Source organism: Streptomyces sp. NPDC052107 (assembly GCF_040680215.1).
GTDB lineage: Bacteria > Actinomycetota > Actinomycetes > Streptomycetales > Streptomycetaceae > Streptomyces.
Genome location: NZ_JBFAWG010000033.1, coordinates 35,715 through 61,725, shown reverse-complemented (window position 1 = coordinate 61,725; position 26,011 = coordinate 35,715). Strand labels below are relative to the sequence as shown.

23 protein-coding genes and 2 pseudogenes are annotated in these 26,011 nt (G+C 70.5%); 15 read left to right on the top strand and 10 right to left on the bottom strand.

All coding sequences use genetic code 11. The features are described from left to right. Genes AB0M27_RS28715 through AB0M27_RS28705 form a run of 3 tightly spaced genes read left to right on the top strand, consistent with a single transcriptional unit; the run spans position 1 to position 2,263 of the window. Positions 1 to 486, top strand: a complete 486-nt coding sequence (locus AB0M27_RS28715; RefSeq protein WP_365725607.1) for a phosphatase PAP2 family protein — start codon at positions 1 to 3, stop codon at positions 484 to 486. Further along, positions 483 to 1,082: a hypothetical protein gene (locus tag AB0M27_RS28710; protein ID WP_365725605.1), complete on the top strand. Its 600-nt coding sequence runs from the start codon at positions 483 to 485 to the stop codon at positions 1,080 to 1,082. Before AB0M27_RS28715 ends, AB0M27_RS28710 begins: the two co-directional genes overlap by 4 nt. Further along, positions 1,079 to 2,263, top strand: a complete 1,185-nt coding sequence (locus AB0M27_RS28705) for a lysylphosphatidylglycerol synthase transmembrane domain-containing protein (protein ID WP_365725603.1) — start codon at positions 1,079 to 1,081, stop codon at positions 2,261 to 2,263. Before AB0M27_RS28710 ends, AB0M27_RS28705 begins: the two co-directional genes overlap by 4 nt. On the opposite strand, the gene AB0M27_RS28700 is transcribed toward AB0M27_RS28705, so the two are convergent. Further along, on the bottom strand, positions 2,162 to 2,764 hold the full coding sequence (locus AB0M27_RS28700) for a TetR/AcrR family transcriptional regulator (RefSeq protein WP_365725600.1): 603 nt from the start codon (positions 2,762 to 2,764) through the stop codon (positions 2,162 to 2,164). The genes AB0M27_RS28705 and AB0M27_RS28700 overlap by 102 nt on opposite strands. Before the next feature lie 106 nt (positions 2,765 to 2,870). On the opposite strand from AB0M27_RS28700, the gene AB0M27_RS28695 reads away from it, so the two are divergent. Continuing rightward, positions 2,871 to 4,094 (top strand): ABC transporter permease, encoded by a 1,224-nt coding sequence (locus tag AB0M27_RS28695; protein ID WP_365725598.1) that lies wholly within the window; start codon positions 2,871 to 2,873, stop codon positions 4,092 to 4,094. Between the two features lie 592 nt (positions 4,095 to 4,686). Then, positions 4,687 to 5,409, top strand: coding sequence for a 4a-hydroxytetrahydrobiopterin dehydratase (locus tag AB0M27_RS28690; protein WP_365725596.1), 723 nt, complete (start codon positions 4,687 to 4,689; stop codon positions 5,407 to 5,409). Positions 5,410 to 5,438: 29 nt separating this feature from the next. Here AB0M27_RS28690 and AB0M27_RS28685 read toward each other — a convergent pair whose 3' ends face one another. Together AB0M27_RS28685 and AB0M27_RS28680 are read right to left on the bottom strand one after the other, a co-directional pair. Beyond that, complete coding sequence (locus AB0M27_RS28685) at positions 5,439 to 6,218, bottom strand: alpha/beta hydrolase (RefSeq protein ID WP_365725594.1); 780 nt, start codon at positions 6,216 to 6,218, stop codon at positions 5,439 to 5,441. 322 nt (positions 6,219 to 6,540) lie between these two features. Continuing rightward, positions 6,541 to 6,993: a YbhB/YbcL family Raf kinase inhibitor-like protein gene (locus tag AB0M27_RS28680; RefSeq protein WP_365725592.1), complete on the bottom strand. Its 453-nt coding sequence runs from the start codon at positions 6,991 to 6,993 to the stop codon at positions 6,541 to 6,543. 118 nt (positions 6,994 to 7,111) lie between these two features. Here AB0M27_RS28680 and AB0M27_RS28675 point away from each other — a divergent pair, with 118 nt between their 5' ends. After that, entirely contained in the window at positions 7,112 to 7,420 is a 309-nt protein-coding gene (locus AB0M27_RS28675) for a hypothetical protein (RefSeq protein WP_365725590.1), read from the top strand. 37 nt (positions 7,421 to 7,457) lie between these two features. On the opposite strand, the pseudogene AB0M27_RS28670 reads toward AB0M27_RS28675, so the two are convergent. Further along, positions 7,458 to 8,473: pseudogene (locus tag AB0M27_RS28670) on the bottom strand (sigma-70 family RNA polymerase sigma factor). Positions 8,474 to 8,651: 178 nt separating this feature from the next. On the opposite strand from AB0M27_RS28670, the gene AB0M27_RS28665 reads away from it, so the two are divergent. Next, entirely contained in the window at positions 8,652 to 9,983 is a 1,332-nt protein-coding gene (locus AB0M27_RS28665) for an erythromycin esterase family protein (protein ID WP_365725588.1), read from the top strand. Positions 9,984 to 10,194: 211 nt separating this feature from the next. On the opposite strand, the gene AB0M27_RS28660 is transcribed toward AB0M27_RS28665, so the two are convergent. The 3 genes and pseudogenes from AB0M27_RS28660 to AB0M27_RS28650 all read right to left on the bottom strand — a co-directional run bounded on the left by AB0M27_RS28660 (position 10,195) and on the right by AB0M27_RS28650 (position 11,739). Continuing rightward, positions 10,195 to 10,581 carry a DUF2267 domain-containing protein gene (locus tag AB0M27_RS28660; RefSeq protein WP_365725586.1) on the bottom strand — a complete coding sequence of 129 codons (387 nt, stop codon included), beginning with the start codon at positions 10,579 to 10,581 and terminating at the stop codon, positions 10,195 to 10,197. Positions 10,582 to 10,681: 100 nt separating this feature from the next. Further along, positions 10,682 to 11,464, bottom strand: a pseudogene (locus tag AB0M27_RS28655) (urea transporter); the annotation flags it as partial. Positions 11,465 to 11,538: 74 nt separating this feature from the next. Next, on the bottom strand, positions 11,539 to 11,739 hold the full coding sequence (locus AB0M27_RS28650; protein WP_365725584.1) for an urea transporter: 201 nt from the start codon (positions 11,737 to 11,739) through the stop codon (positions 11,539 to 11,541). Between the two features lie 205 nt (positions 11,740 to 11,944). Between AB0M27_RS28650 and AB0M27_RS28645 the strand changes: the two genes are divergently transcribed. Then, positions 11,945 to 12,190: a Smr/MutS family protein gene (locus AB0M27_RS28645; RefSeq protein ID WP_365725582.1), complete on the top strand. Its 246-nt coding sequence runs from the start codon at positions 11,945 to 11,947 to the stop codon at positions 12,188 to 12,190. 10 nt (positions 12,191 to 12,200) lie between these two features. Here AB0M27_RS28645 and AB0M27_RS28640 read toward each other — a convergent pair whose 3' ends face one another. Genes AB0M27_RS28640 through AB0M27_RS28630 form a run of 3 tightly spaced genes read right to left on the bottom strand, consistent with a single transcriptional unit; the run spans position 12,201 to position 15,481 of the window. Then, on the bottom strand, positions 12,201 to 13,223 hold the full coding sequence (locus AB0M27_RS28640) for a TolB-like translocation protein (protein WP_365725580.1): 1,023 nt from the start codon (positions 13,221 to 13,223) through the stop codon (positions 12,201 to 12,203). 23 nt (positions 13,224 to 13,246) lie between these two features. After that, positions 13,247 to 14,608, bottom strand: a complete 1,362-nt coding sequence (locus AB0M27_RS28635) for an MFS transporter (RefSeq protein WP_365725578.1) — start codon at positions 14,606 to 14,608, stop codon at positions 13,247 to 13,249. Positions 14,609 to 14,632: 24 nt separating this feature from the next. Next, positions 14,633 to 15,481, bottom strand: a complete 849-nt coding sequence (locus AB0M27_RS28630; protein WP_365725576.1) for a glycosyltransferase family 2 protein — start codon at positions 15,479 to 15,481, stop codon at positions 14,633 to 14,635. 344 nt (positions 15,482 to 15,825) lie between these two features. Here AB0M27_RS28630 and AB0M27_RS28625 point away from each other — a divergent pair, with 344 nt between their 5' ends. From AB0M27_RS28625 to AB0M27_RS28595, 7 genes are all read left to right on the top strand, one after another. Further along, complete coding sequence (locus tag AB0M27_RS28625; protein WP_365725574.1) at positions 15,826 to 17,265, top strand: sugar transferase; 1,440 nt, start codon at positions 15,826 to 15,828, stop codon at positions 17,263 to 17,265. 38 nt (positions 17,266 to 17,303) lie between these two features. Continuing rightward, positions 17,304 to 18,359 (top strand): Gfo/Idh/MocA family oxidoreductase, encoded by a 1,056-nt coding sequence (locus tag AB0M27_RS28620; RefSeq protein WP_365725573.1) that lies wholly within the window; start codon positions 17,304 to 17,306, stop codon positions 18,357 to 18,359. Positions 18,360 to 18,404: 45 nt separating this feature from the next. After that, complete coding sequence (locus tag AB0M27_RS28615) at positions 18,405 to 19,379, top strand: NAD-dependent epimerase/dehydratase family protein (RefSeq protein WP_365725571.1); 975 nt, start codon at positions 18,405 to 18,407, stop codon at positions 19,377 to 19,379. Beyond that, positions 19,376 to 20,515 carry a DegT/DnrJ/EryC1/StrS family aminotransferase gene (locus tag AB0M27_RS28610; protein ID WP_365725568.1) on the top strand — a complete coding sequence of 380 codons (1,140 nt, stop codon included), beginning with the start codon at positions 19,376 to 19,378 and terminating at the stop codon, positions 20,513 to 20,515. The genes AB0M27_RS28615 and AB0M27_RS28610 overlap by 4 nt, the downstream gene beginning before the upstream one ends. Then, a complete protein-coding gene (locus tag AB0M27_RS28605) occupies positions 20,512 to 21,201 on the top strand; it encodes an acetyltransferase (RefSeq protein ID WP_365725566.1) in 690 nt (229 codons plus the stop codon). The genes AB0M27_RS28610 and AB0M27_RS28605 overlap by 4 nt, the downstream gene beginning before the upstream one ends. Further along, a complete protein-coding gene (locus AB0M27_RS28600; RefSeq protein WP_365725564.1) occupies positions 21,198 to 22,316 on the top strand; it encodes a DegT/DnrJ/EryC1/StrS family aminotransferase in 1,119 nt (372 codons plus the stop codon). The genes AB0M27_RS28605 and AB0M27_RS28600 overlap by 4 nt, the downstream gene beginning before the upstream one ends. 69 nt (positions 22,317 to 22,385) lie before the next feature. Next, positions 22,386 to 25,994 (top strand): DUF4082 domain-containing protein, encoded by a 3,609-nt coding sequence (locus tag AB0M27_RS28595; RefSeq protein ID WP_365725563.1) that lies wholly within the window; start codon positions 22,386 to 22,388, stop codon positions 25,992 to 25,994. Positions 25,995 to 26,011: the final 17 nt, after the last annotated feature.

The following is a 26,011-nucleotide window of genomic DNA, read 5'->3' as shown; positions in this document are numbered from 1 at the left end:
TTGCGGGGCATCAGGCGATCAGCTCCGCCGCGGTTGCTTCCCCATGCAGGAATCCATGACAGCGTGGCCGACGTCCAGCAGTGGGGCTGGTGGAGTGGAGAGACCAGCGCTCCGCACGGGCTCGGCGGACTCGTCAACGAGTACGCGGCCATGCCATCACTGCATGTCGGCTGGGCTTTGTGGTCAGGCTGGCTCCTCTACCGGCACGCACGGCGAAGGACCGTCAGAAACCTCGGCCTTGCCTATCCCGTTCTTACCACCCTGGACGTCGTCGCGACCGGCAACCACTATCTGGCGGACGCCATTGCGGGCGCCGCACTCATCGTCTTCTTCGGCGCCCTGCAGCGCCGCATTCGTATCGTCGGCAGACGGGCCGCAGCCATGCGATGGGGACCGTTGACCGCTGTCAGCCTCGCCACCGCAGTCGCCCGGTACGGCATTCCCGGGTCCCCCTCACACAGACTCCCTCCAGGTGACTCACCATGATCTACTCTTTCGGGCTGCCCCCACGCGCTGATGAAGACCCCCCGTATCGCGATTCCCGTCTGCAGGACACGGAGCACGGCAACGACCGTGGCGGGTCCGGCAGTTGGCTGTACAGGAGGCGCCGAGGGTGGGCCGGCTCGTATCTGCCGCTGCGCCTCGAAGAGGCCTTTTTGGTCAGCCCGGACACTGAGGAACTGATCGGCGGGCGGGCACGCTTCCGGATATCCGACTGCGGCACATCCGGCCACGGCCGACGGATGTGGCGGCATCCGGCAGCCTTGAGGCACCAACTGGCAGGGACCGGCGGGGAGCTGCGGCTGGTCCGGAACTACGACGGCGACCAGGGCACCGCCTGGGAAGAGGTCACCGCCATGCTTACGCTCAACGGCATTACCGACGCCGTCCCTCTCGGCCGGTTGAATGTTGTCGGTCCTCTGCGGTCGATCGCAGACGGCGGAGGCCACGTTGCAGCCGTAGGTGTTGACGTGCCATTTCGTGCGAGCGTATGGGGCCTGGCCCTGCCAAGGCACACGTGGTGCCACGTGCACCTGGAGGGCCTGGTGCACTTGCTGCCCCGGTGGCCGGTGCAGCGATGAGCAGCTCGCACCAGACCGAGCCGGGCGACTGCGGACACGACCAGGTTGCGGCTTCGAGCGCGGAAGCCCGGGCGGAACAGGCGGACGAGGACGACGGGTGCACATCCCGGTCACGCTCTCGACCACGCGTCGCGCTCGCCATGGGCGCCGTCGTGATGTCGCTGTGCGTCGAGCTGGTGTTTGTCGCGCCCTACGCGCGTCGTGCGGCAGACCAGCTGTCCCACGCTCAACCCGCCTGGTTTCTGCTGGCTGTCGCCGCGGAGATGGTGTCGATGGCGGCCTTCGCCCGGCTGCAGCGCCTGGCGCTGAGTGCGGGCGGGCTGCGAGTGAGACTGCGCACTGCGGTTTCCGCCGTGTTCGCGGGGAACGCTCTCAGCGCGACTCTGCCCGGCGGCAGCCTGGTATCGATCACCTACCGGACACGGCGTATGCGTACCTGGGGTGCCAGTGTGCCTTTGATCGGCTTCACCCACGCTGTCACCGGTGTTCTGAGCGGCGTCGCACTCGTCATGCTTGCTGGAATCGGCAGGACTCTGGCTGGGGACAGCGCCCAGCTTGTAGGGGCAGCCATTCAGGTTTCAGTGGCTTGTGCCATCACCGTCGCCGCGCTCGTGCTCGTCCAGCGCACGAGTGTGCTGCGCCGGCCGGCGGGCGCCCTGCTTCGTGTGTGGCAGAGACTGCGGCGCGGCAAGGACGGGCGGGCGTCGGCCGATGGCCTGCTGGGAGAGTTGGCTGCCATGCGGCCTCCAGCTTGCTTCTGGGTCCTGGGGCTTGGCGCCGCTCTGATCAACTGGGCCGGCGATCTCGTGTGCGTGCTCGCTGTGTGTCATGCGGTGGGCTCGGCCCCGGCCTCGGACAAGGGGCTGCTCGCCTACGTCGCTGCGATGACGGCCGTATCGGCTCTGCCTCTGCTGCCCTCGGGACTTGGCCCTCTCGACGCGGCTCTGGTCCTGACTCTGCATCACGGCGGAATGCCGATGGCGGCCGCCACGGCCGCTGATCTTCTCTACCGGACCCTCAACCCAGGACTGATCGGTGTCGCCGGGTGGTCGGTCTTGCTCGTTCAACGACGGAGCCGGTCAGGGCGTGGCCGGATCCGGCCACAGAGCCCGTACCGCTTCGCCGACCCCAGCCACGAGCGTGGGGTCGAGCATGGCCACCTGGAGGATGTAGCCGGGTAGGACGCAGACCAGCGCGCCGGCGATCGACTCGGCAGTCACCTCCTGGGGCAGAGCGCCACTTTCCTGGTGCTCTCGCACGACCTCTGCGAGGTCGGAGCGCATCTGGGTCAGCAGGGTGCTGAACTGTCCGGCCAGCGTGGGGTTTCGCAGGGCCTCGGACCAGGCCAGCACAGCCAGCCTTGCGACGTCGTGTTCCGCGGATCGAGCTGACACGAGGTCGAGGACATCAGCGATGACCGCTCCTACGGAACCCCTGGGCCGAGTTGTGGCGACGGTGTGGACCAGCGTCAGGACCTCACGCATGTTCTCTTCGGCAATAGCCAGGATCATCTCGTCTTTGCTCGCGAAGTGCCGGTAAACCGCGCCCGCCGAGAGACCGGACTCTGCGAACAGATCCTGCATCGACGTTGAGTGAAATCCGTCGCGCAGGAAGCATCGTCGGGCCGCATCCAGAATCTGGGTACGGCGAGCGTCCATGTACTCCTGGGACACCTTCGGCATGGGGCATCCTCTCCAAAGAAAAACGAATGTTCGTCTTGACTCGCTGATGGCGAGCCTAGCAGACTGGATTCCTGGAGAACGATCATTCGTCTTTGGAGGCAAGACCGTGAAGACCCCGTTGGCGGGAACCCAGTCATGGCGTCGTGTGGCCATCATGGCAGTGGCATTGCCGCTGGTGATATCACTGGCAGTGATGGCCTATGCGTGGCCTGCGGCGCGCATAGCGCCGCGTGACCTGCCAGTGGGCATCGTGGGCACGAGTACGGCAAGCCAGGGCGCGGTCGAGGGCCTGGCCCACAGCAAGCCGGGCGGCTTTGACTTCCGCCTTTACCCCGACGAGGCGTCGGCGCGGTCCGGTATCAGGGAGCGGGACGTTTACGGCGCCTTCGTTGTCACCCCCGGCAGTCTCACCGTGCTGGAGTCCACTGCCGCGAGCCCGACCGTCGCCCAGTTGCTGGGCAAGGCGGGCCGGCAACTGGCCGCCCATGCGTCCAAGGCGGCCGCGGACCGTGCTGCCTCATCGGCCCACGGCACGTCCGCTCGTTCCAAGCGAGGCAAGGTCGGCGCCAAAGAGCCGGCGCAGATCCGAGTGAGGGCTGTGGATGTCGTTCAGACCTCGGCAGATGACCCCCGGGGCGTGGTCTTCAGCTCGGCGCTTCTGCCGCTGACGATCTGCAGCATCCTGATTGCCTTGGTCATTGCGATGTCACTGCGGCTGCGACCTGTGTCGCGTCTCATGGCCTTGATCGTGGTGAGCGGAGCGGCAGCCCTCGGGGTCTACGTGGTTGCCCAGGGCTTTCTCGGTGCACTGCCGCACGACCATCTGGCAACCTGGGCTTCCTTGGCACTCACCATTCTCGCCATCAGCGCCACCACTGCCGGGACGGTCGCGCTTGTGGGTTCGGCGGGGCTTGGGCTGAGCGCGGCGCTCATGGTCTTTGTCGGCAATCCGTTTTCCGGCAGCACATCCGCACCAGAGCTGCTGCCCAAGACGGTTGATGAGATCGGCCAGTGGCTGCCGCCGGGCGCCGGCGCGAGCCTCGTGCGCGGTACGGCCTACTTCAACGGCAATGGCAGCGCGGGCCACATCGCTGTCCTTGCCCTGTGGAGCGTGCTGGGACTGGCAGCCGTCCTGTTCGGCCACCGTGTGTCCCCTGTTGCGAAGGGCCCCGTCGCCAACGAGAGCGCGACGGTGGGTACGGAGGGTCCGGTGAACGACGTCGCGACGCCCCATGTGCCGCCGTCCCCCGAGGAGTCCTCACACTCGTCATCGCCTGCACGAATCGGGATGCACGCACACGCGCACGCCCGGCCCGCTGCCGGCGCGTGATCCAGCCGCCGCGGTCTTGAAGGCGCGCCCGGCCGGTGAGGCATCCAGCGCCGAGGGCGTGACCACCGGCGCGTCGAAGCAACCCACCCATCTGCCCGAGCGTGATTCCCTGTCCCACGAGGAGCGGCTCGCCACCTGGACGAGGTCGCCCGCGCCTCGGGGCTGCCGAGGGACGAGCTCCGGGTGCTGCTGCACGACCTGACGCAGGTCCAACGGCTGGTCACCGAGCTGGCGGGCGGCGACGAGCCCGACCTGGGCCCCCGATTCGAGGTGAGGCCCCGGCTGTGAGCCCTGTCAGCGCTGTGAGCCCGGCCGGCCCTGCGCACCCTGCGCGGTGTCCGGCGTAGGGCTTCAGGACTTGGTGTCCGGCTCGTTCCGGCGGGCCGCGAACTCCTTGTGGCCGTTTGGGCATGGCGGGAACTCGACGGCGACATGTGCCACGCGGTCGCGGAGGCTTCGGTGGTGTGCCGCGTACGGTGACCCCGTCACCCCGTGTACGCGTCGGTCCCACGGGCACCCGTGGAAACGCGGCCCTCAGGGTCGCCGCTCGGATCCCTCGAGTATGACCCCGTCCTCACCAGCGGGAGGCAGCATGATCAGCCATCGGCAACTGGTGGAAGAGGTGGCGTCGCGGGCCCGGCTCGACGACACGGAGGCCGCCGACGCGGCCGTGCACCTCGTTCTCGCAGCGCTGAGCAGTCGATTGGACGCACCGTGCCGTGAGCATCTTCGCCAGGCCGTGCCGGCCCATGAACGCGGGGCGCTGATGTACGGCGGCGAGGCGGCGGACGACTCCGCCGTGCGGCTCGACGAGCTGCTGGCCGATGTGGCCCGGCCCGTGGACGCCACTCCGGAGCAGGCGCTGTTCCTGGCGCGGACGGTGCTCTGCCGGCTCACGGCCGAGGACACGGACCTTGAGGCGGACCTGCAAGGCGCCCTGCCGGACGAGTTCGGCACGCTGTTCGCGGAGCCCGATCCACTTCCGCAGCGGTCCAGCCGTGCCACGGACGTACCGGCCCCGCTCAGCGAGGAGGAGATCGCCGCGGCGCTGCGGCAGCGTCCCGGCTGGTCCGGTGACACTCGTGAACTGTCCCGTACGGTGGCGTTGCCGGCCGACCGGGTTCAGCTCCTGCTGACCCAGGTCGAGCTCGCCGCCGACGACCTCGGCCATCGCCCCCGTACCCAGCGAACGCAGGACGGGGTGCGCTTCACCGTCCAGACCCGGTCCGTGCAGGCCGTGACCCCGCTCGACCTCGACCTCGCCGACCGGATCGACGACGCGGTGCTTGCGGTCGGCGGCGGGTCCGCCGGCTGATCAGCGAGGGCCGCAAGGGCCCAGCCGGCTCACCGGGTCCTCGCGGCCAGCTCCCGTACCGGCTCGGACCAGGCATCGGGGAACGGCCAGGGGAAGGTGTGCGCCCCCGGCACTTCCAGATAAGTGCCGTCCGGCACCAAGGTCGTGAGCCGCCTGCCCCACTCGGGGGTGCTGATCCGGTCGTCCCGGCCGCGGATCACGAGCAGCGGCACCCGCAGCCGGGCGACGGCGTCTGCCAGGTCGTCCTCGGCATGGACCCGCGCGATGTGCACCATGCGCCGCAGTCCGGCCCGCTTCCACTCCGACCGGTGCGACTCGGACAGGCCGGAGGGCTTGTGCCGGGAGTCCAGCCGCCAGCGCAGGAGCAGCCGGGGCAGGGTGCGTGCGAAGAGGTCGACCGTGGGGCTCGCCAGCACCAGCGCGACGACGTTCGGTGCGGCCGACGCCGCGTGTGCGGCGACCTGGGTCCCACTTGAGTGACCCATGAGCACCGTACGGGCGGGGCCCCGCGACCGCAGCCAGTCCGCGACCGAGCGGCCGAACTCCGCCGCGTCGAGTTCGTGCGGCGGATCCCCGCTGCCCGCGGAGCCCGGCAGCTCCAGCAGATGCGCACGGGTCCACCGGCCGAGCGTGGCCAGCCCGGGCAGCAGGTGGTCGGCGACGCCCATGCCCTGCACAAGGACGACCTCGGGCATCTGTGGCCGCGGTCGTCCGACGGCACGGCTGCGCATGCGACCCAGCACGCCGTCGTGGAAGGCGATGTCGATCTCCTCGGGGAAGGGCGGGCCGTTCGGGTCCGGAGGCGTCACGGAACATCACGCCCCGGGCACCGGCATCCGGTTGAGGAACCCCTCCGGCTCGGCCAGGGACGGCGGGGGCGCCGCCGGGCGACGGTGTCCCGGCAGGGCGGCCCGGGCGGGCCCATGGCGAGGGGCGGCGCCGAAGTCCTCGAGGCAGGTACGTTCGTCGACGCCGAGCAGCCGGCCCGGGCCCCTCCTGGCATGGCGGGCGGCGAGTTCATGCCGTGCCCGGGCCCGGACCGAACCGCCGGGCGCGTGTCCAGAGGTACGGCGTGGGGCGCCGGGCACGGCCGAGCGTCGACGGGGGTGACGGGCATGCCTGCCGCCGTCGTCAGCGCTGGTACAGCCCGACGATGGTGCCGCTGGCGAGCTGTTCCCGGTCGAGGACGGCGTGTACGTCGTCGGCGGTGGCCCGGTCCGGGAGCGAGACCGGGGCGGGGAGGGCATAGAGCCGGAAGAAGTAGCGGTGGGCCTCGTCGCCGACCGGGGGCTGTGGTCCGCCCCAGCCGCGCTCCCCGAAGCCGTTGCGATGAGCCTGGCTGCCCTGTGGTGTCTGGCCGGCGTCCAGGCCCCCGACGCGGGGGTCGATGCCGGTGACGAGCCAGTGCACGAAGGTTCCGGACGGTGCGTCCGGGTCCTCGCACACCAGGGCCAGTTCCGCCGTGTCGTCCGGTACTCCGGACCAGGTGAGCGGTGGAGAGACGTTGTCCGCGTCATGGGCGTGGTGGCGCGGGATCATCGTGTGATCACTGAAGGCTGCGCTTCTGAGTTCGATACCGGCCATGCGACCGGAGTACCCCGCGCAGCCACGGGCATACGACCCAGCCGGACGGGATGACCTGGGAGGCGCGGGGTACCCGCTCGACCGACACACCCGTGCGAGGGGATGAGGAGACGAGGAGATGACTGCAATGCGCTTCATCGGACTGCTCCTTCTCGCGGGCGCGGGCGCTTTCACGGCCCTCGCGATCGCGGGCAACCTGTCCGGCGGGCCCGCTTACACGGTGTCCGTCCTCGATCACGACGTCGCCACCATGAGCGGCCTCGCCCTGTTCAGCTCCGGACTCGCGCTGGCGCTCATCTTCTGCGCGGGCCTGGCGATCATGATCGGTGGCGCGGCACACGACGGCCGGCACCGGGGCGGCTCCCGGCCGCGCCGGACGCGGCACACGACGCTCGGCGGGACGGGCGGCCCCGACGCCCGGGCCTGAACAGCGTTCGGGCGCGAGCAGCCTGAGCGGTGTGCCGTCAGCTCGTCCAGTCCAGCAGGCGCTCGCCCCTCTCGGGTGCCCGCAGCCGGCTGAGTGACTGCTTCTCCAGCCGACGGACACGTTCCCGGGTCAGTCCCACCTGGTCGGCCACCTGCTGCAGCGTGCGCGGATGCCCGTCGTGCAGCCCGGCGCAGGCTGAGGATCACGGCTCCGCGGGGAGCCGGCACGCCAGGGCGTCCCTGAGCTCCTGGGCGAGCGCCCGGTACTCGGCGACCTGCGAAGCCGGGAGTACGTCGGTGGCGGGGATGAGGTCGCCGACCACGGTCTCGCCGGTCTCGTCCACCGGTGTGTCCAGGCTCAGCGTCTGCCGCCCGACCCGGCGCAGCCAGGCGACTCGTTCCTCGTCGAACCCGCTCCCCCGGGCGACCTCGTCGTCCGTCGGCTCGTGTTCGAGGCGCAGCTGGAGTTGCCGTTCGGCTTTCGCGAGCTTGTGCAGCTGCTCCACGATGTGCATCGGCAGCCGTACGGCACGGGCGTGCTCGGCCAGGCCCGCTCGATCGCCTGCCGGATCCACCAGGTGGCGTACGTGGAGAACATGAAGCCCTTGGTGTGGTCGAACTTCTCCACCACCCGCATCAGGCCGAGGTTGCCCCTACTGGATCAGGCCGAGCAGGGGCGCGCCCCGGTGGGCGTGCCGTTCGGCGATCGACACCACGAGCCGCGGATTGGCCCGGATCATGTGGTCCTTGGCCCGGCGTGCCTCCCGTACGGCCGCCTCCGGTTCACGGCGGCGCGCTGGTGCGAGGACACCGTCGCCGGTCTCGGCCCGCTCCAGCTCCTCGGCGGCGCGCACACCGGCCTCGATGGCCTGGGCCAGCCGTACCTCGTCCGCGGCTTCGAGCAGCGGGTTCGCGGCGATCTGGGCCACAGGTAATGGCCGAGCAGATCCTCGGCGCCGGGCTCCGCGACCCGGCTGTGCGGGCGTGCGGACCAGGCGGCGGCACGGCGGCGTTCTCGGGGGTCCGCCACGGCGGATCGTGCCGGGGGAGGCATCGTTTCGGCCTCCGACGCCTGTCGCACCTCCGTGCTTCCAGAGGCGCATTCCGAGGGCGGGACACGTGCGCCCCGGCGCCCGGACGTCTCCTGGCGCGGGGGCGAGGCCGCGCGAACACCGTTTCGGGCGCGGCACCGCGGGAACCCGGTGCGGCATCCGCGGAAAGGGGAGCACGCCGTGCCCGAGACCGACCTGGACCGCATCCAGAGCCATGCCTTGCCGCTGACCGACCCGGCGTCGCTGGACCCGCTGATGGAGCGCATCGGCGACGCCCACTACGTGCTGCTCGGCGAGGCGTCCCACGGCACCGCGGACTACTACCAACTGCGAGACATGCTGACGCGCCGGCTGATCGAGGAAAAGGGTTTCTCCTTCCTCGCGGTGGAGGGCGACTGGCCGGACTGCCAGGCCGTGCACTGCTCCGTGGTCGCCGCTCCGGACGCGCCCGAGGACCCCGGCGAGGTACTGGCGGGGTTCAGGCGCTGGCCGACGTGGATGTGGGGCAACACCGACGTGGTCGCCTTCACCCGGTGGCTGCGCCGGCACAACGAGGCTCTGCCGCCCGAGGGGCGCGTGGGCTTTTTCGGGCTGGACGTCTACAGCCTGTGGGAGTCGCTGCATGCGGTGCTGTCCCATCTGCGCGAGCACGATCCCGGCCGGGTGGAGCACGCCCTGGAGACGTTCCGCTGTTTCGAGCCGTATGCGAAGGATCCGCAGGCGTATGCGCTGTCCACTCGTTACGTGCCGGAGGGCTGTGAACCCCAGGTGGTGTCTCTGCTCACCGAGCTGCGGCGGCGGGCCGCGCAGGCGGCGGCCCTGGACGGCACGCTCGCGGAGTTCGCAGTCCGGCAGAACGCCGAGGTGCTGGCCGGGGCCGAGGCCTATTACCGGGTCATGCTCGACAGCGGGCCCGAGTCGTGGAACATCCGGGACCGCCACATGGCCGACACCCTGGACCGGCTGATGGAGCACTACGGCCCTGATGCCAAGGCGGTGGTGTGGGAGCACAACACCCACATCGGTGACGCGCGTGCCACGGACATGGCCGACGTCGGCGAGGTCAACGTAGGCCAGCTGGTGCGCGAGCGGCATATGGGCAGGGGTGTGGTGCTGGTCGGGTTCGGCTCGCACTCCGGCACCGTGACCGCCGCGGATGCGTGGGGCGACGTCCCGAGGATCATGGGCGTGCCGGCCGCGCGCACCGGCAGCCTGGAGGATCTGCTGCACCAGGCGCTGCCCGGCGAGCGAGCTCTGTTCGTCTTCCCGCACGTGCAGCTCCAGCACCCGCCTTCGTCGGGCCGGGGCGAGTGGTTCCACGAAGAGCACGGTCACCGCGCGATCGGCGTGGTGTACCGGCCGCAGTACGACCGCATCGGCAACTACGTCCCCACGGTGCTGGCCCAGCGTTACGACGCCTTCTGCTATCTCGACCGCACGCACGCGCTCACACCGCTGCACCCGTTGGCGGAAGACAGCCGGGAGGAGCAGACCTGGCCTGCTGGCGTGTGACGCCGGCGCAGAGTGGTGTACTCGCCGGTGCGCTGCAGGCAGACCAGGTCGTCGGAAGGTGCTGGTGGTCGGTTCAGCTGGGCGTCGGCAGGCCCTTGCGCTCATCGGCCGAGAACCGTTGCGGCGATGGTGTCCGCAGACCTCCTTCCCTGCCGGACCTCCGCCCACGCGTCGTGACACCCGGCCCGGCAGGAGGTGAGCCAAGGCGCCGTCAGGTCAGCTCGGGATGGCCGAACAGCGCGGCGTATCCGCTCGGCAGCAGGCTCAGCAGCTTGTGCAACTCACCGCCCGACACGGTGTCGCCCACGGCGGTGAGCACCACTTCCGCGTCCCTCCGGGCGGTCGCCTCGTCCTCGGCGGCGGCCCGGGCCACCTGGCGGACGAACTCCTGCACGCCCCAGGTGCGTCCGGTGTTGCCCACGCCGGTGACGAATTCGCCGATCTCCAGGGGCAGCTGATCCGCGAGGTGATCCGCCGCGGTGGGCTGTAGCCGGTCGCCGAAAGTGCAGAGGACGGCTTCGGTGACGCGGGTTGCCTCGTCGCGGTCGGCGTACTCTCCGTGCTCCCGCACGGTGGCGAGGAATTCGGTGGACGTCATGATGCGCTCCCCAGTGGTGCTCCTGTGGCAGGTTGATCAGCGCCAGGCCGAGATCGGGGCGGTGGATCTGGGCCAACGCCGCCGGGCTGTCCCGCACGATCACCTCGAGCGTGGGCCAGACCAGGCCCTCCAGCAGGTGCCCGCCACGGGTCGTGCCGTCCGCCGGTCCCAGCACGGCGTGCAGGTGCGGAACGGGACCCTCCGCCCCGACGGCGATGTCCCCCAGCAGCGACAGCACGTCCCACTGTTCGCCGACCGGTATCCGCCGGTAGTCCTTGGCCGCGCGATCGAACCATCCGACCGTGGCCCGCGAGAACGCGCCTACGGCGGTCGTGGCGACGGCCTCTTCTCCCGGGGCAAGGACCACGACGAAGACCGCGGCCGGCGAGTCCTGCACCTGCTGCCACTCCATGCGCGCCCGGGTACCCGCGCCGTATGGCACCAACCGCCGTCCCGCGGCGGCGACACCGACAGGGCCCGCGGCTGCCGGGCGGCTTCCTCGACAAGGTCCTGCAGCGGGCTCTTGCCCGGCACGGTCCGGTAGCGCAGCAGGACACCCACTCCGTCGTTCACGTCGATGCGATCCGGCGGCAGCACGATGAGAGACCGGCCAGCAGCAGGGCCCCGCGTACCACTGCTCGACGAAGAAGAGCTGGGACACGTTGCGGAGGAACGCTCCCCCCACGTCGCTCCAGTGCAGGACCGTGGGTTCGGTGGCGGCGTGGGGCAGCGCGGCGACGCTCCGGTCATGGGGCCAGATCCGCCGGAAGGCGGGCGCGGCCAGGGTGACCGCGCCCGCCAGCAGCCAGCAGGGCATGGTCAGGGCCGGCAGATCCCAGATGTGCAGCAGCCGGTTCATGGCCGCCGTGACGACGGTGACCACGAGGCAGGCGGAGGCGGCGAGCAGCACCGTGGCCGGCCTGCCCGCGCCGAGGAACACGGCCAGTCAGAGTGCGGTCAGGCAGGAGTTGAAGCCCTCCAGGCCCGCCCGCACCCGGTCATGGGAGCTCCCAGCAGACGTGCGGCGCCGGTTCCGAGGGCGGCACCGCCCAGTGCGCAGGCGCCGTACCGCCAGTCCGCCGTCAACAGGGCGAGGGCGAAGAAGGCGCCTGCCCAGGCGCTGTCCAGGAACATGACCTGGGTGAGGCCGCGCAGCACCCGGATCGCGAACCGAACCTCGGACCGCGGCCGAGCGCCTTCAGCGTCACATGGCGCCGCATACTCAATCCCACCCTACTTTTCCACTTGGTGGCATTGCATTTCCACATAGTGACATTGCTGTACGGTCGGAGCCGGCAGGTGGGAGCGAGGAGATGATGGATCGGTGCTCGGACAGCCGTGCCGCATCACCAGGAGGTTCCGTATGCTGTCGCTCGATCTCCACCCGATCTTCCGCAACAACCGCGACATCGAACTGGCGCTGCGTCAGTTCCTCTTCAGAGCGAACCATTCGGGCGAGCCCGTTGCGGAGATCATTCCGGGCAAGGGCTCCGGACGGCTCAAGGATCGCGTGCTCACCTTCCTGGACCAGAAGCACATCAGGAGGCTGTACGTCCGGCGCGAGGTCGACACGGGCAACGCCGGACGCATTCTCGTCTACTTCCAGTGATCGCGCTGCTCTACAGCGGCGCCGGGGAAGAAGCGCCCGCGATCAGCAGGTGGGGGGTTCCCGAGCCGTCCGCGGGTACGCTCCACAGGTCGCTGCTGCCGACCCTGCCATCGGTGGGGAGCGCGTAGGCGACGGTGTGGTTGTCGAGCCAGGTGGCCTGGTCGTCCACACTGTGGCGTTCGGCCAGCGCCGTCTCGCGCAGGGTGTGCAGGTCGAGGACGTACTCGTGCCAGAGGTTGGTACGGGACAGCACCCGCTTCTTGAAGGCGATACGGGTCTCGTCGGGGGAGAGCGACGGGCACTCCACGTTCTCGACCAGGGTGGTGACCGTGCGCCGGGAGACCGAACCCCGAACCAGGTAGGTCTTGTTGGCGGTGTTGAGGGTGGCGTAGAAGGTGTCGTCGTCGGGGGCGAAGGTGACGCCCCAGAAGTTGATGTCCGAGGCGTGGTAGGGCTTGCCGCCCCTGACGATGGAGAACGTCTCCAGGCTGGGAGCCAGCCGCATGGTCCGGGTGTCCAGGATCGAGGTCCGGGTGGAGAAGAAGGCGGACGAATAGGACTCGCCGGAGACGAAGACGGTCCAGGCGGCGAAGCGGCCGCTGGGCGAGACCCGGGCCCGGCTGGGAGTGCCGGCCAGCGCGAAGGTGCGGCGGGTGCGCAGACCGGCGTCCAGCAGCAGCGCGCGGTTGCTCTGCTTGAGGACGCCGGGGTTGGACTGGAGGCAGATGCCCGTCCCGGCGGCCGCGTAGAAGCGCGCGCACTTCAGGGTCGAGGCGGTCCGCCCGCCCTCCGGATCCGTGGACCGTACCGAGGCGACCGCGTTGCGGTGCGGTCCGGGGGCCGCGTTGAGAAAGGCCAGGCGGCCCTTCTGGTCGAGCGTCAACGTGCCCGTACGGACAGTGGGATCGCCCGACCGCGGCTGGTTCGCCCGGTCCGCGCGGGCGGCGGCGTGCAGGACCACGCCGGTGGCCAGGCCCGCGAGGAGCAGGATCGCCGCGACGAGTGTGAGCAGACGGCGGCGCAGCGTTGTCATCCGGATCCTTGTGGCAGTGGTGGTCATCGGGTTTCGCCGGTCGGCCGCAGCACCACGCCCGCGACGGCCGCGCAGCACAGCAGGCCGACCGCCGAGCCGGCCAGCGCCGGCCCGTCTCCCCAGGCCGTCCAGGCGGCTCCGAAGGCCAGCGAACAGCAGAACCGGGTCAGCGCCTGGCTGGTGCCGACGATGGCCAGGCCGCTGGCGCGCAGATGCTCGGGCACGAGGCCGGCGAGGGCGGCCGGGAGCACCCCGTCGGTGGCCGCGTAGAACGTGCCGTGCAGGGCGAGTACGCCAGGGGCCAGGAGCGGTGTGTCCGGGGCCCACAGCAGGAGGGCGTACGCGGAGAGCAGACCCATGTGCCCGGCGAGGAAGACGGTGCGCCGTCCGACTCGGTCGGCCAGCGCGCCGACAGGCACGGCCAGCAGCAGGAACACGACGGCCGTGCCCAGCGGCAGCAGCGTGAACCACTCCTCGCCGACACCCGCACGCCGCTGGAGGAGCAGATACACGAAGGCGTCGCTGACGGTGGTCAGGCCGAGCAGCGCGGCGCAGCCGGCGAGCGCCCGCAGCCGCGGCAGGCGCAGCAGCGCCAGCGCCTCACGCACGCGGGCGGGCGGCTTGCCGCCCCTCGCGTCCGTCTCCACCGTCCCACCGGCATTGACTGTCACACCGGCCTCATCGCTCACACCCGCTGCGTACCGCGCACCCGCTGTGCCCGTCTTCGCGCCATGCCCTCTGTCCGCCCCTCGCCGCCTGCCCGGTACGAACAGCACCAGCACCACCACGCCGAGCGCGGCGACGCACGTGCTCACGCCGAACACGGCGTCGTAACCGTCGGCCGCCGCGCGCAGGATGAGGAAGGCTGTGAGTGGACCGAGCATCGCGCCCGTGGTGTCCATCGCCCGGTGTACACCGAAGGCCCGGCCCTGGCTCTCGGCCGGTGTGGCCAGGGAGATCATCGCGTCGCGCGGGGCGGTGCGCAGGCCCTTGCCGGTCCGCTCCAGGGCCAGGACCGTGCCGAGTGTGCCGAGGCTGCCGGCGAGCAGGAGCAGTGGCTTGCACAGGGCGGACAGGCCGTAACCGAGCCCGGCCAGCAGCTTGTGGTTGCGCATTCGGTCGGCGAGATGGCCGCCGGTGAGCTGGACCAGCGCGCTGACGCCGTTGTAGACGCCGTCGAGGGTGCCGAAGCCCAGCGGGCTGAAGCCGAGCGTGGTGACGAGGTAGAGCGGCAGGACGGCGGTGACCATCTCCGAGGAGATGTCCGTGATCAGGCTGACCGCGCCCAGCACGAGCACGACCGGGGCGACCTTGGGTCCCGGGCCGCGTCTTCGGCCCCGGTCGGTGCCCGACTCGGCGGGCGCGGAGCGGTCGGTGAGATACAAGACAAGGCTCCAGGTGCGGTGCGATCAGTTCTGCCGGCTGCTCTCGTCCCGTAGCCAGGTGCCGAAGTCCTGTGCCCTGACGGCTTTTCGGGCCTTCCGCCGGGCGGCGACCGCTGCCGCGACGAAGACCACGACAGCCGCGAAGAGCCTCGGTTCCCTGCGGAGCAGGTCCATCAGATCCGCCTTGCTCGTGCGCGCCGAGGCTTGTTCCGGTCCCTGATGCTGTTCGACCTGGGCGGTGGACACCGCGGCCCGGACGCGCCGCTTGATCAAGTCCCGCCAGGTACGCGGCGGTTGGATCACGACGCTGGCCGCGCGGACCACGAGCCGCTCCCCACGGGCGAACGCCAGCGACGCGGCCAGGTCGTCCGCCATCAGCGGCGGCAGCGCGGCGATACGGGCCTGCCCGGCGTTGGACACCGCGATGACGCCTCGGCCGAACAGCCCCTCGCGTACCGCGGGGAGCCGCTGCCACACCTGGTAGTAGGCACGCACCCGCCATGCGCAGGCGGCCAGCGGGATCTGCCGTTCGGGGGCGGTGGCGAGGACGCCCGAGGTGTCGTCGGTCAGGGGCTCGGTCAGCGCCCGTACGTCGGCGCCCGTGACCACGACATCGGCGTCCACGTAGAGCCGGGGGAAGCCGCGCGCGTGGTCGTCACCCGCCCTGAGGGCCGCGTGCTTGGAGGGGACGGGGATCTCGACCACCCGGACGCGCGGGCCGCGAGCGGCGGCGATCCGTGCGGTGTCGTCCGTACAGCCGTTGCACACGACCACGATGTCGGTCTCGTCCTCGGGGGAGTCGGCCAGCAGCGAATCGAGGAGCCGGCCGATGACGCGTGCCTCGTTGTGGGCCGGGATCACGATGCTCGTCACCCGGGCAGTATGGCGGCGAAGTCGCCATTGCGCTGCGTGTTTCGTCCAACTGTTCCCGTGACTGCGTCCTGTGGTCTAGATTGATGACCGCCGGACCGGTTTGGGAGGGGGACTTTCTCTTGACGGCACGTCAACGCACGGCGTCGTGAACCGGATACGGCACAGGCAGTAACCAACATGCTGGGGGCATGAGGCGGTTGGGGAACCGCTGAAGACTCTCTTGTTTTCCAGTGCCGCTGTGCTGAGGAGACACATGCGGTGCTGATTCAGCCCTGGCTGCGCACCTGCGCTCATGTGTGCGGTTGCGTGTGGTCAGGGGGAGCCGCGCATGTGGTGGGGGGCGCATGACCATTGAGGTCACGCATGAGCAACTGGATGTGGAACACAGACGTCCAGAAGTTCGCCGAAGACGTTGGGAACGGAAGTACAGGTTAATTCTGCTGATCGCGGACGGCCTCGCAGCGGTCGCCGCGGCCCTGGTCATCCATGGGGCGTACGGTCGCTGGGCCGTGGCCCTGGCGCTGCCCCCGGCGTGGATCGTGACGATGCTCGCCCACCGCTCCTACGACCGCAGCGCCCTTGGCCTGGGGACCGAGGAGTATCTGCGGGTGCTGCGCGGCGCCGTCGCCCTGCCGGCGCTGGCGGTCCTCGCGTACTGGCTGTTCACGCACGATTCCCACCTTCTGCATGACATGATCATGTCCGCGGTGCCGGCCGTCGCGATCGCCCTGCCGGTCCGGTACACGCTGCGCCGCCGACTGCACCGACTGTGGGCACGGGGCCGGGACCGGAGCACGACACTGCTGGTCGGGCCGTCACCCGGTATCGCCGACCTGGTCGCCGTGCTGCGGCGCGGCGGTGTACAGGAGCTGCAGGTCGCCGGAGTGTGCCTGAGCGATCCGCGGAACGCTGTGGAGATCCGCAAACTGGGGCTCCCCGTCCTCGGCGGCGTAGGCGACATGAACGACGTCATCCGGGCCCTGGGTATCACCACCGTGGTGATGCTTCCGGCGCCCGAGTTGGACGCCGCCGTACTGCGTCGGATTGCGTGGACGGCGGCCGCCCAGGGCGTCGACTTCCTGCTGGCCCCCATGTTGGCCGACGTCTCGGCCTCCCGGCTGGCGGTACGGCCCACCAACGGAGTCCCGTTGCTGCGGATCCAGGCGCCGAACCTCTCCCGCATCTCCCGGCTGCCCAAGGAACTGCTGGACCGGACGCTCGCGGCGACACTCCTGCTCTTCCTCGCGCTGCCCATGCTGCTGATGGCCCTGATCGTGCGGCTGGACAGCTCCGGGCCGGCGCTGTTCAGGCAGCAGCGGGTGGGCCGCTACGGCGACCACTTCACCATGCTCAAGTTCCGCACGATGCGGCCGGACTCGGAGGCCCTCCGGGCGGAACTGGAGCACCTGAACCAGAACAGCGACGGCCTGCTGTTCAAGGTGAAGGAAGACCCACGGATCACCCGGGTCGGCTCGCTCCTGCGCCGCAGCTCGCTCGACGAACTGCCGCAACTGCTCAACGTCGTCAAGGGCCACATGTCGCTCGTCGGCCCCCGTCCGCCGCTGCCCGAAGAGGTGGAGGAGTACACGCCGGACATCAAGCGCCGGTTGCTCGTCAAGCCGGGCCTCACCGGACTGTGGCAGGTCAGCGGCCGCTCGGACCTGCCGTGGGACGAGGCGGTCCGGCTCGATCTCGGATACGTGGACAACTGGTCGATGGGCCTCGACCTGTCGATCCTGGTGCGCACCGGGTCCGCGGTGGTGCGGGGAACGGGGGCCTACTGATGGACCGCCTCACAATGGACCAAGGGGAGAGGAACCAAGTGACGCAGACCACGCAGCCGTTGGGGGTCGCGGTCGTCGGGGCCGGCTACTGGGGCCCCAACCTCGTCCGCAACTTCCAGGCCAGCGATCGGTTCCGGCTGCGCTGCCTGTGCGACCTCGACGTGGACCGGGCCCGGCGGGTGCTGGGCGGTTACTCGACGGTCGAGGCCACGGCGGACTACGCGGCCGTCCTCGCCGATCCGTCCGTGGACGCGGTGGCCGTGGCCACGCCCGCCGGAACCCACCTCGACATCGCCCTGGCCGCCCTGCGTGCCGGCAAGCACGTCCTGGTGGAAAAGCCGCTCGCGGCGACCTACGCCGACGGGATGCGCCTGGTGACCGAGGCGGAGGAACGCGGTCTCACCCTGATGTGCGACCACACCTACTGCTACACGCCCGCCGCGGGCCGCATCCGGGAGCTGGTCCGCTCCGGCGAACTCGGCGAGATCCACTTCCTGGACTCGGTGCGGATCAACCTCGGGCTCGTCCAGAAGGACATCGACGTCCTGTGGGACCTGGCCCCGCACGACCTGTCGATCCTTGACTTCATCCTTCCCGACAACGTCGAGCCGGTCGCCGTCGCCGCCCACGGGGCCGACCCGATCGGCGCGGGACAGGCCTGCGTGGCATATCTGACGCTCACGCTCAACACCGGGGCCATCGCCCACGTGCACGTCAACTGGCTGTCCCCGACCAAGGTGCGCACCACCATGGTGGGTGGCGCCAAACGAACCCTGATCTGGGACGACCTCAACCCCCTGCAACGGGTGGCCGTTTACGACCGGGGCGTGGACCTGGCCTCCCCGCAGGAGATCGGCGCGGACGAGCGCCGGGACATGCTCATCTCGTACCGCTCCGGAGACATGGTCGCGCCCGCGATCGGTGAGAAGGAAGCGCTGCGCAGCATGGTCGACGAGTTCGCCGACGCGATCAGGGCGCGCCGGGCGCCGCTGACCGACGGCCGGGCGGGCCTGCGCGTGCTCGACATTCTCGAAGCGGCGTCGCGGAGTCTCGAATTCCGGGGCGCGGTCGTCGGCCTGCGCGCCGGGCGTTGAGCGACATCGGTTCAGCGGATCCAATTCACTGAGAGGGCAAGGCAGTTGAGCAGCGTACGAGGCAAGAAGATCCTGGTCACCGGGGGAGCGGGCACCATCGGCTCCAACCTCGTCGACCTGCTGGCCGAGGGCGGCGCCCGCGAGATCGTGGTGTTGGACAACTTCGTGCGTGGACGGCGGGACAACCTCGCCCAGGCCCTGCCCAGCGGGGTCGTGGAGATCGTCGAGGGCGACGTCCGGGACGCCGCCACCGTACGGAAGGTCACCGAGGGCGCCGACCTGGTGTTCCACCTCGCCGCGATCCGTATCACCCAGTGCGCGGAGGAGCCCCGGCTCGCCAACGAGGTGCTGGTCGACGGGACCTTCAACGTCCTGGAGGCGGCGGCCGAGGCCGGGGTAGCCAAGGTGATCGCCTCCTCGTCGGCGTCCGTCTACGGCATGGCCGAGGCCTTCCCGACGACCGAGCGCCACCACCCGTACAACAACGACACCTTCTACGGCGCCGCGAAGGCCTTCAACGAGGGCATACTGCGCAGTTTCCACGCCATGTACGGCCTGGACTACGTAGCGCTGCGTTACTTCAACGTCTACGGCCCCCGGATGGACATCCACGGCCTCTACACCGAGGTGCTCATCCGCTGGATGGAGCGCATCGAGGCGGGCGAGCCGCCGCTGATCCTCGGCGACGGCACGCAGACCATGGACTTCGTCGATGTCCGCGACATCGCCCGGGCCAACGTCCTGGCCGCCGAGTCGGATCTCACCGACGAGGTGTTCAACATCGCCAGCGGTACGGAGACCTCGCTGAAGGAACTCGCCGAGGGCCTGCTGGAGGCGATGGGAGCGACTGGACTGGAGCCGGTGCACGGGCCCGCCCGCAGTGTGAACTCGGTGGTACGGCGGCTTGCCGATACCTCGAAGGCCGCCGAGCGGCTCGGCTTCACGGCACACATCGACCTGCGTACCGGGCTGCGGGACCTGGTGGAGTGGTGGCGTGCGGAGCGGGAGGCGGCCAAGTGAGCACCGACCGCATCCCGGTGATGATCCCCTGGCTCGGCGAGGAGGAGGCCCGGGCCGCCTCCGACGCGGTGCTGTCCGGGTGGGTCGCCCAGGGCCCCCGGGTCGCCGCCTTCGAGCGGGCCTTCGCGGAGCGGGTGGGAGCCGAGCACGGCGTCGCCGTCAGCTCCTGTACCACCGCCCTTCACCTGTCGCTCGTCGCGCTCGGGCTGGGACCCGGGCACGAAGTCGTGGTGCCCTCGCTGTCGTTCATCGCCACCGCCAACGCCGTACGGTACGTCGGCGCCGAGCCGGTGTTCGCCGATGTCGACCCGGCGACCGGCAACCTGACCCCGGCCACCGTGGACGCGGTCCGTACCCGACGCACCAAGGCCGTCCTCGCCGTTCATCAGGGCGGCGTGCCGGCCGACGTGCACGCCCTGCGGGCCGCGTGCGCCGACTGGGACCTGCCGCTGGTCGAGGACGCGGCCTGCGCCATCGGGGCGACCGTCGGCGGCAAGCCCGTCGGCCACGGCGCGCTGCTCGCCGCCTGGTCCTTCCACCCGCGCAAGCTCGTCACCACGGGCGAGGGCGGCATGATCACCACCGACGACGCCGAGTGCGCTGCACGCCTGCGCCGGCTGCGCGAGCACGGGATGAACGCCTCGGCGGCGGACCGCCACGCGAGCAACAAGCCGGTCGTGGAGAGCTACCTCGAGGTCGGCTTCAACTACCGGATGACGGACATCCAGGCCGCCGTCGGGCTGGTCCAGCTCGGCAAGCTCGACGCGATGATCGCCCGCCGCCGCGAGCTGGCGGCCCGCTACGAGGCGCTGCTGCTCGACGTCCCCGGCCTCACCCCCGTACGCGATCCCGCGCACGGGCAGAGCAACTTCCAGTCGTACTGGGTGCTCCTGGACGAGGACTTCCCCGTCGGCCGGGACGACCTGCTCGCCGCGCTCGCCGGGGCCCGCGTCTCCGCCCGGCGCGGGATCATGGCGGCGCACCTCGAACCCGCCTACGCGGCCCACCCCCGCGCACCGCTGCCGGTCACCGAGCGGATCACCCGCGACTCGCTGATCCTGCCGCTGTTCCACACCATGACCGAGGCCCAGCAGGACCGGGTGGTGGCGGTGCTGCACGAACAGGCCGCACCATGACCGCGCTGCTGATCATCGGCGCCGGCGGCTTCGCCCGCGAGACCGCGCAGACCGTGCGGGACGCGGGCGAGGCCGAGTTGCTCGGGCACCTCGACGACAACGCCGCCCTGCACGGCACGAAGGTGGACGGCGTGCCCGTCCTCGGCGGCTGCGAGCTGGTCCACGACCTGCTCGACGCCCGGGTGGTGATCTGCGTGGGCAACCCCCGGGACTACGCCGCCCGCACCCGCCTGGTGCGCAGGCTCGACCTGCCCGCGGACCGCTACGCCACGGTGATCCACCCGACGGCGGTGGTGTCGGCGACCTCGCAGGTCGGCCCCGGCTCGGTCCTGCTCGCGCACTGTGTCCTGACCGCCGCCGTACGGGTGGGCGCGCACGTCGCCGTGATGCCGCACGTCGTCCTCACCCATGACGACGTGATCGAGGACTACGTCACCCTTGCCTCCGGAGTCCGCCTGGGCGGGGGAGCACGGCTGGCCAGGGGCAGCTATGTGGGTTCGGGGGCCCTGGTCCGGGAGGGCACGACGGTCGGCGCCTGGTCGCTGATCGGGATGGGGAGCACCGTGCTCGGCGATGTGCCGCCGGGCGAGGTCTGGGCGGGCAATCCGGCCCGGCGGCAGCGCGAGGCGGATGCGCCGGCGCTTGACGAACTTGCGACGAGAACCATGGGGGGACCCGTCAGATGAACCAGATCCCGCTGGTGGACCTCAAGGCGGCCCACGAGGAAGTCGCCGACGACGTACGGGCCGGATTCGAACGGATCCTGGCCAACACCGCGTTCATCGGAGGCGACGAGGTCCGCCGATTCGAGCGCGAATACGCGGACTTCGGCGCTGTCGCGCACTGCGTGGGCGTCGCCAACGGCACCGACGCCGTCGAACTCGCCCTGCGCGCCTCGGGGATCGGGCCCGGCGACGAGGTCGTGATACCCGCCAACACCTTCATCGCCACCGCGGGCGCGGTGGCCCGGACCGGGGCGCGACCGGTCCTCGCGGACTGCCGGCCCGACACCTACCTGCTCGACCCCCAGGCCGCCCTGGACGCGGTCGGCCCGGCCACCCGCGCGGTCGTACCCGTGCACCTCTACGGGCAGATGGCCGACGTGACCGCGCTGGCCGGCCAACTGCCCGACCGTGTAAAGGTCGTCGAAGACGCCGCACAGTGCCAGGGCGCCACCCGCGCCGGCCGGACGCCGGGCAGCGGCGGCATCGCGGCCACCAGCTTCTACCCGGGCAAGAACCTCGGCGCGTACGGCGACGCGGGTGCGGTGCTGACCGACGACGAAGAACTGGCCGGCCTGGTCCGCGCGATCGCCAACCACGGCGGCGTCGCCAAGTACCGCCACGACGTGCCCGGGTTCAACAGCCGTCTGGACGGACTCCAGGCCGTCGTCCTGCGGGCGAAGCTGGCGCGCCTGGCGGACGGCAACGCGGCCCGGCGCGCGGCCGCGACCCGCTACGACACGCTGCTCGCCGACCTCGCGGCCGCCGGCCGGGTCGTGCTCCCCACGACCGCGGCCGGCAACGTCCACGTATGGCACCTCTACGTCGTCCAGGTCACCGGGGCGGACCGCGACGACATCGTCGGCAAGCTCAACGCCGAGGGCATCGGCGCGGGAGTGCACTATCCGGCCCCGGTCCACCTCACGCCGGCCTACCGCCATCTCGGTCCCGCACGGGGCGACTTCCCCAACGCCGAGAAGGCGGCGGACCGGATCCTGTCGCTTCCGCTCTACCCGCAGATCACCCCCGACCAGCAGCAGCGCGTCGTGGACACGCTCGTCCAGGCCCTCCGCGGCTGACCGGTCACCGGCTTCACGCTCCACCCGGCCTCACCGGTCGGTCCTGCACAGCACCGCTGAGAGGTACACATGAACAGATGGAGCAGACGGATCCGGGGCGCCCGCCTCGCCGTCGTAGCAGCATTGATATGGGCGGTGCTCCCGCAGGCCGTGACCGCCCAGGCGGCCTCCGACCCGTGCGGAACGGGCTCGAATCCGATCGTCTGCGAGAACTCCAAGCCGGGCAGCCCGATGTCCGACTGGTTCGCGCCCAACGCCTACGGCGACATCAAGGGCTTCACCACCAAGGAGAGCGTCCAGGCCGGCGACACCGTCCAGTTCAAGGTCCAGTCGCGGATCCCGTACCACATCGAGATCTACCGGCTGGGCTGGTACGGCGGCGACGGCGCGCGCGAAATGTCGACCGCGGCCCAGGCAGCGGTGACCTATCCGGCCAACTACTCGACCAAGCCGGCCAGTTGCACCACCAAGAGCAGCACCGGGCTGGTCGACTGCGGCAACTGGCCCGTGACCGCGACCTGGACCGTGCCCAGCACCGCGGTGTCCGGCCTGTACATCGCGAACCTGACGCAGACGGACGGCGATGGCCTGATGCCGTACCCGTTCGTCGTCCGCAACGACTCCAGCACCTCCGACATGGTCGTGCAGACCAGCGACCAGACCTGGCAGGCCTACAACGACTACGGCGGCCAGGATCTGTACGGAGGCGCGGGGCCCGCGCCGGACGGCCGCGCCTACGAGGTCAGCTACAACCGGCCCCTGGACATCGGCGGCGACAACGGCATCTACGGCTCCGAGTACATGATGCTGTCCTGGCTGGAGCGCAACGGCTACGACGTCAGTTATCTGTCCGGCGTGGACGTGTCCTCGGCGGGCGGTGCCGCCCTGCTGAAGAACCACAAGGTGTACCTGTCCTCCGGCCATGACGAGTACTGGACGCAGAGCCAGTACTCCAACGTCCTGGCGGCCCGGAAGACCGGCGTCCGGGAGGGCTTCTTCAGCGGCAACGAGGTCTTCTGGAAGACACGGCTCGCCCCGAGCATCGACGGTACGAGCACGGCGGACCGGACCCTGGTCTGCTACAAGATGACCAAGATGGCGCAGAACAACGGCGTCGCCGACCCCAGTGGCGTCTGGACCGGCACCTGGATGGACCCGGCCAGCACCCAGTACGGCCAGACCTACCAGCCGCCGAACATCCTCACGGGCTCGATGTTCCAGGTGAACGGCTACCGCGGCGACGCCATCACCGTCCCCGGCTCGTACGGCAAGAACCGGATCTGGCGCAACACCTCCGTCGCGGGCCTCACCGCCGGCCAGACCGCCACGTTCCCGACGGGCACCCTCGGCTACGAGTGGGACAGTGACCTCGACAACAGCACCAGGCCCGCCGGGGCGATCGACGTGTCGTCCACCACGGTGGACGTCAACGACGGCAAGCTCCGCATGGACTGGGGCAACATCTACGGCAACGGAACGGCGACCCACAACCTCGTCGAGTTCCGCGACCAGGACTCCGGAGCCCTGGTGTTCGGGTCCGGGACCGTGCAGTGGTCGTGGGGCCTGACCGACGTGCCGACGAGCAACCCCGCCGACACGGTGGTCACCGAGGACTCGCGTATGCAGCAGGCGACGGTGAACATCCTCGCCGACATGGGCATCCAGCCGTCGACCCGGCAGAGCAACCTCGTCGCCGCCGCTGCCTCCACCGACACCACAGGCCCGGCCGTCACCGTGACGAGCCCGGCCTCCGGGGTCACCGTCCCGGCGCTGAAGCCGGTCACCATCAAGGGCACCGCCACCGACTCCGGCGGCGGCGTGGTGGCCCGTGTGGAGGTGTCCACGGACGGCGGAACGACCTGGAAGGCCGCGAGCGGCCTCGCGTCCTGGAGCTACAGCTGGACCCCGACGACCCCGGGCCCGGCATCGATCAAGGTCCGCGCGGTCGACGACAGCGTCAACATCGGCGCCGTCACCACCGTCCCGCTGACCGTCGGCCCCCAGACCTGCCCGTGCACCATCTGGCCGGCCGCTGCCGTTCCCGGCACCGTCAACGGGGGCGACGGCGGCTCGGTGGAGCTCGGCGTCAAGTTCCGTACCACGGTGACCGGTTCGATCACCGGCGTCCGCTTCTACAAGTCACCCGTCAACACCGGGACGCACATCGGTAGCCTGTGGAGCGCCTCCGGCACCCGCCTGGCCACCGGCACCTTCACGGGCGAGACGGCGTCCGGCTGGCAGCAGCTGAACTTCGCCACCCCGGTGCCCGTCAAGGCCAACACCACCTATGTCGCCTCGTACTTCGCCCCCAACGGCGGATACTCCTACGACGGCGGCTACTTCAACGACAGCGACGCCGGCCTGGCCCCGCTCACGGGACTGAAGTCCGGCACCGACGGCGGCAACGGCGTCTACCACTACGGCTCGACCAGCGCCTTCCCGTCCTCGCAGTCCTCCGGCAGCAACTACTGGGTCGACGTGGTGCTGGACACCTCGACGGCCAGTACGACCCCGCCCACCGTCAGCTCGACCTCCCCGACGTCCGGGGCGACCGGCGTGTCGATCACGGCACCGGTGTCGGCCACCTTCAGCTCGGCCGTCGACGCCGACAGCCTGACGTTCACCCTGAAGGGCTCGGACGGCAGCACCGTACCGGGGGCCACGACGCTCCCCGCGTCGAACAAGGCGACCTTCACACCGTCGACGGAGCTGGAGCTGAACACCACGTACACCGCCTCCGTACAGGCCTCCGACCTGTGGGGCAACGCCATGGCGGACCCGGTGACGTGGTCGTTCACCACCAGTTCCACCCCGCCCGCGGTGACCTGCCCCTGCACGCTGTGGAACTCCGGCACGGTACCGGCCACCACCGACATGACCGGCGACCCCAACTCCGTCGAGCTGGGCACCCGGTTCACCTCCTCGGCGGACGGCTGGGTCCCCGGCGTCACCTTCTACAAGGGCACCGGCAACACGGGCACCCACACCGGCAGCCTGTGGTCCGACGCCGGCACGCTGCTCGCCAGCGGTACCTTCACCAATGAGACGGCCTCCGGCTGGCAGACGCTGACCTTCGCCACTCCGGTGGCGATCGCCGCCGGCACCCCGTACGTCGTCTCCTACCACGCGCCGAACGGCAACTACGCGGTGGACGGCGGCTACTTCGCGGCGGCCCACCAGTCCTATCCCCTGACCGCCACGGCCGACACCACCGCGCACCACAACGGGCTCTACAAGTACGGCACCGACCCGGCCTTCCCCAACGGCTCCTACGGATCCGCGAACTACTGGGTGGGCCCCGTCTTCACCGCCGACAACCCGAGCGCTTCCCTGTCGACGGCCACCGCCTCGGAGGTGACCGCGTCCTCGGTGACGCACACAGCCGACGCGACGAGCGCCCTCGTCATGGCCCTGCCGGACAAGGCCGCACCGTCGTCCGTCAAGGCCACCGTGACCATCCTGCCGGGCCCCCGGGCGGTCGCCGCCAGGAAGCTCCACATCACGGCCGTCACCTCCTACGACCGGGCCACCCACAAGGTGTCCGTCCACCTGTCCGCCCCGTTGCCGGACGGCACCCGGTTCACGGTCACGGTCGCGGCCCGGGACAAGCACCGCCACCCGGTGAAGTCCCACGGCTGGACCCTGACCAGCAAGACCGTCCGCAAGAAGAAGAACTGACCGACCCGAACGCACCG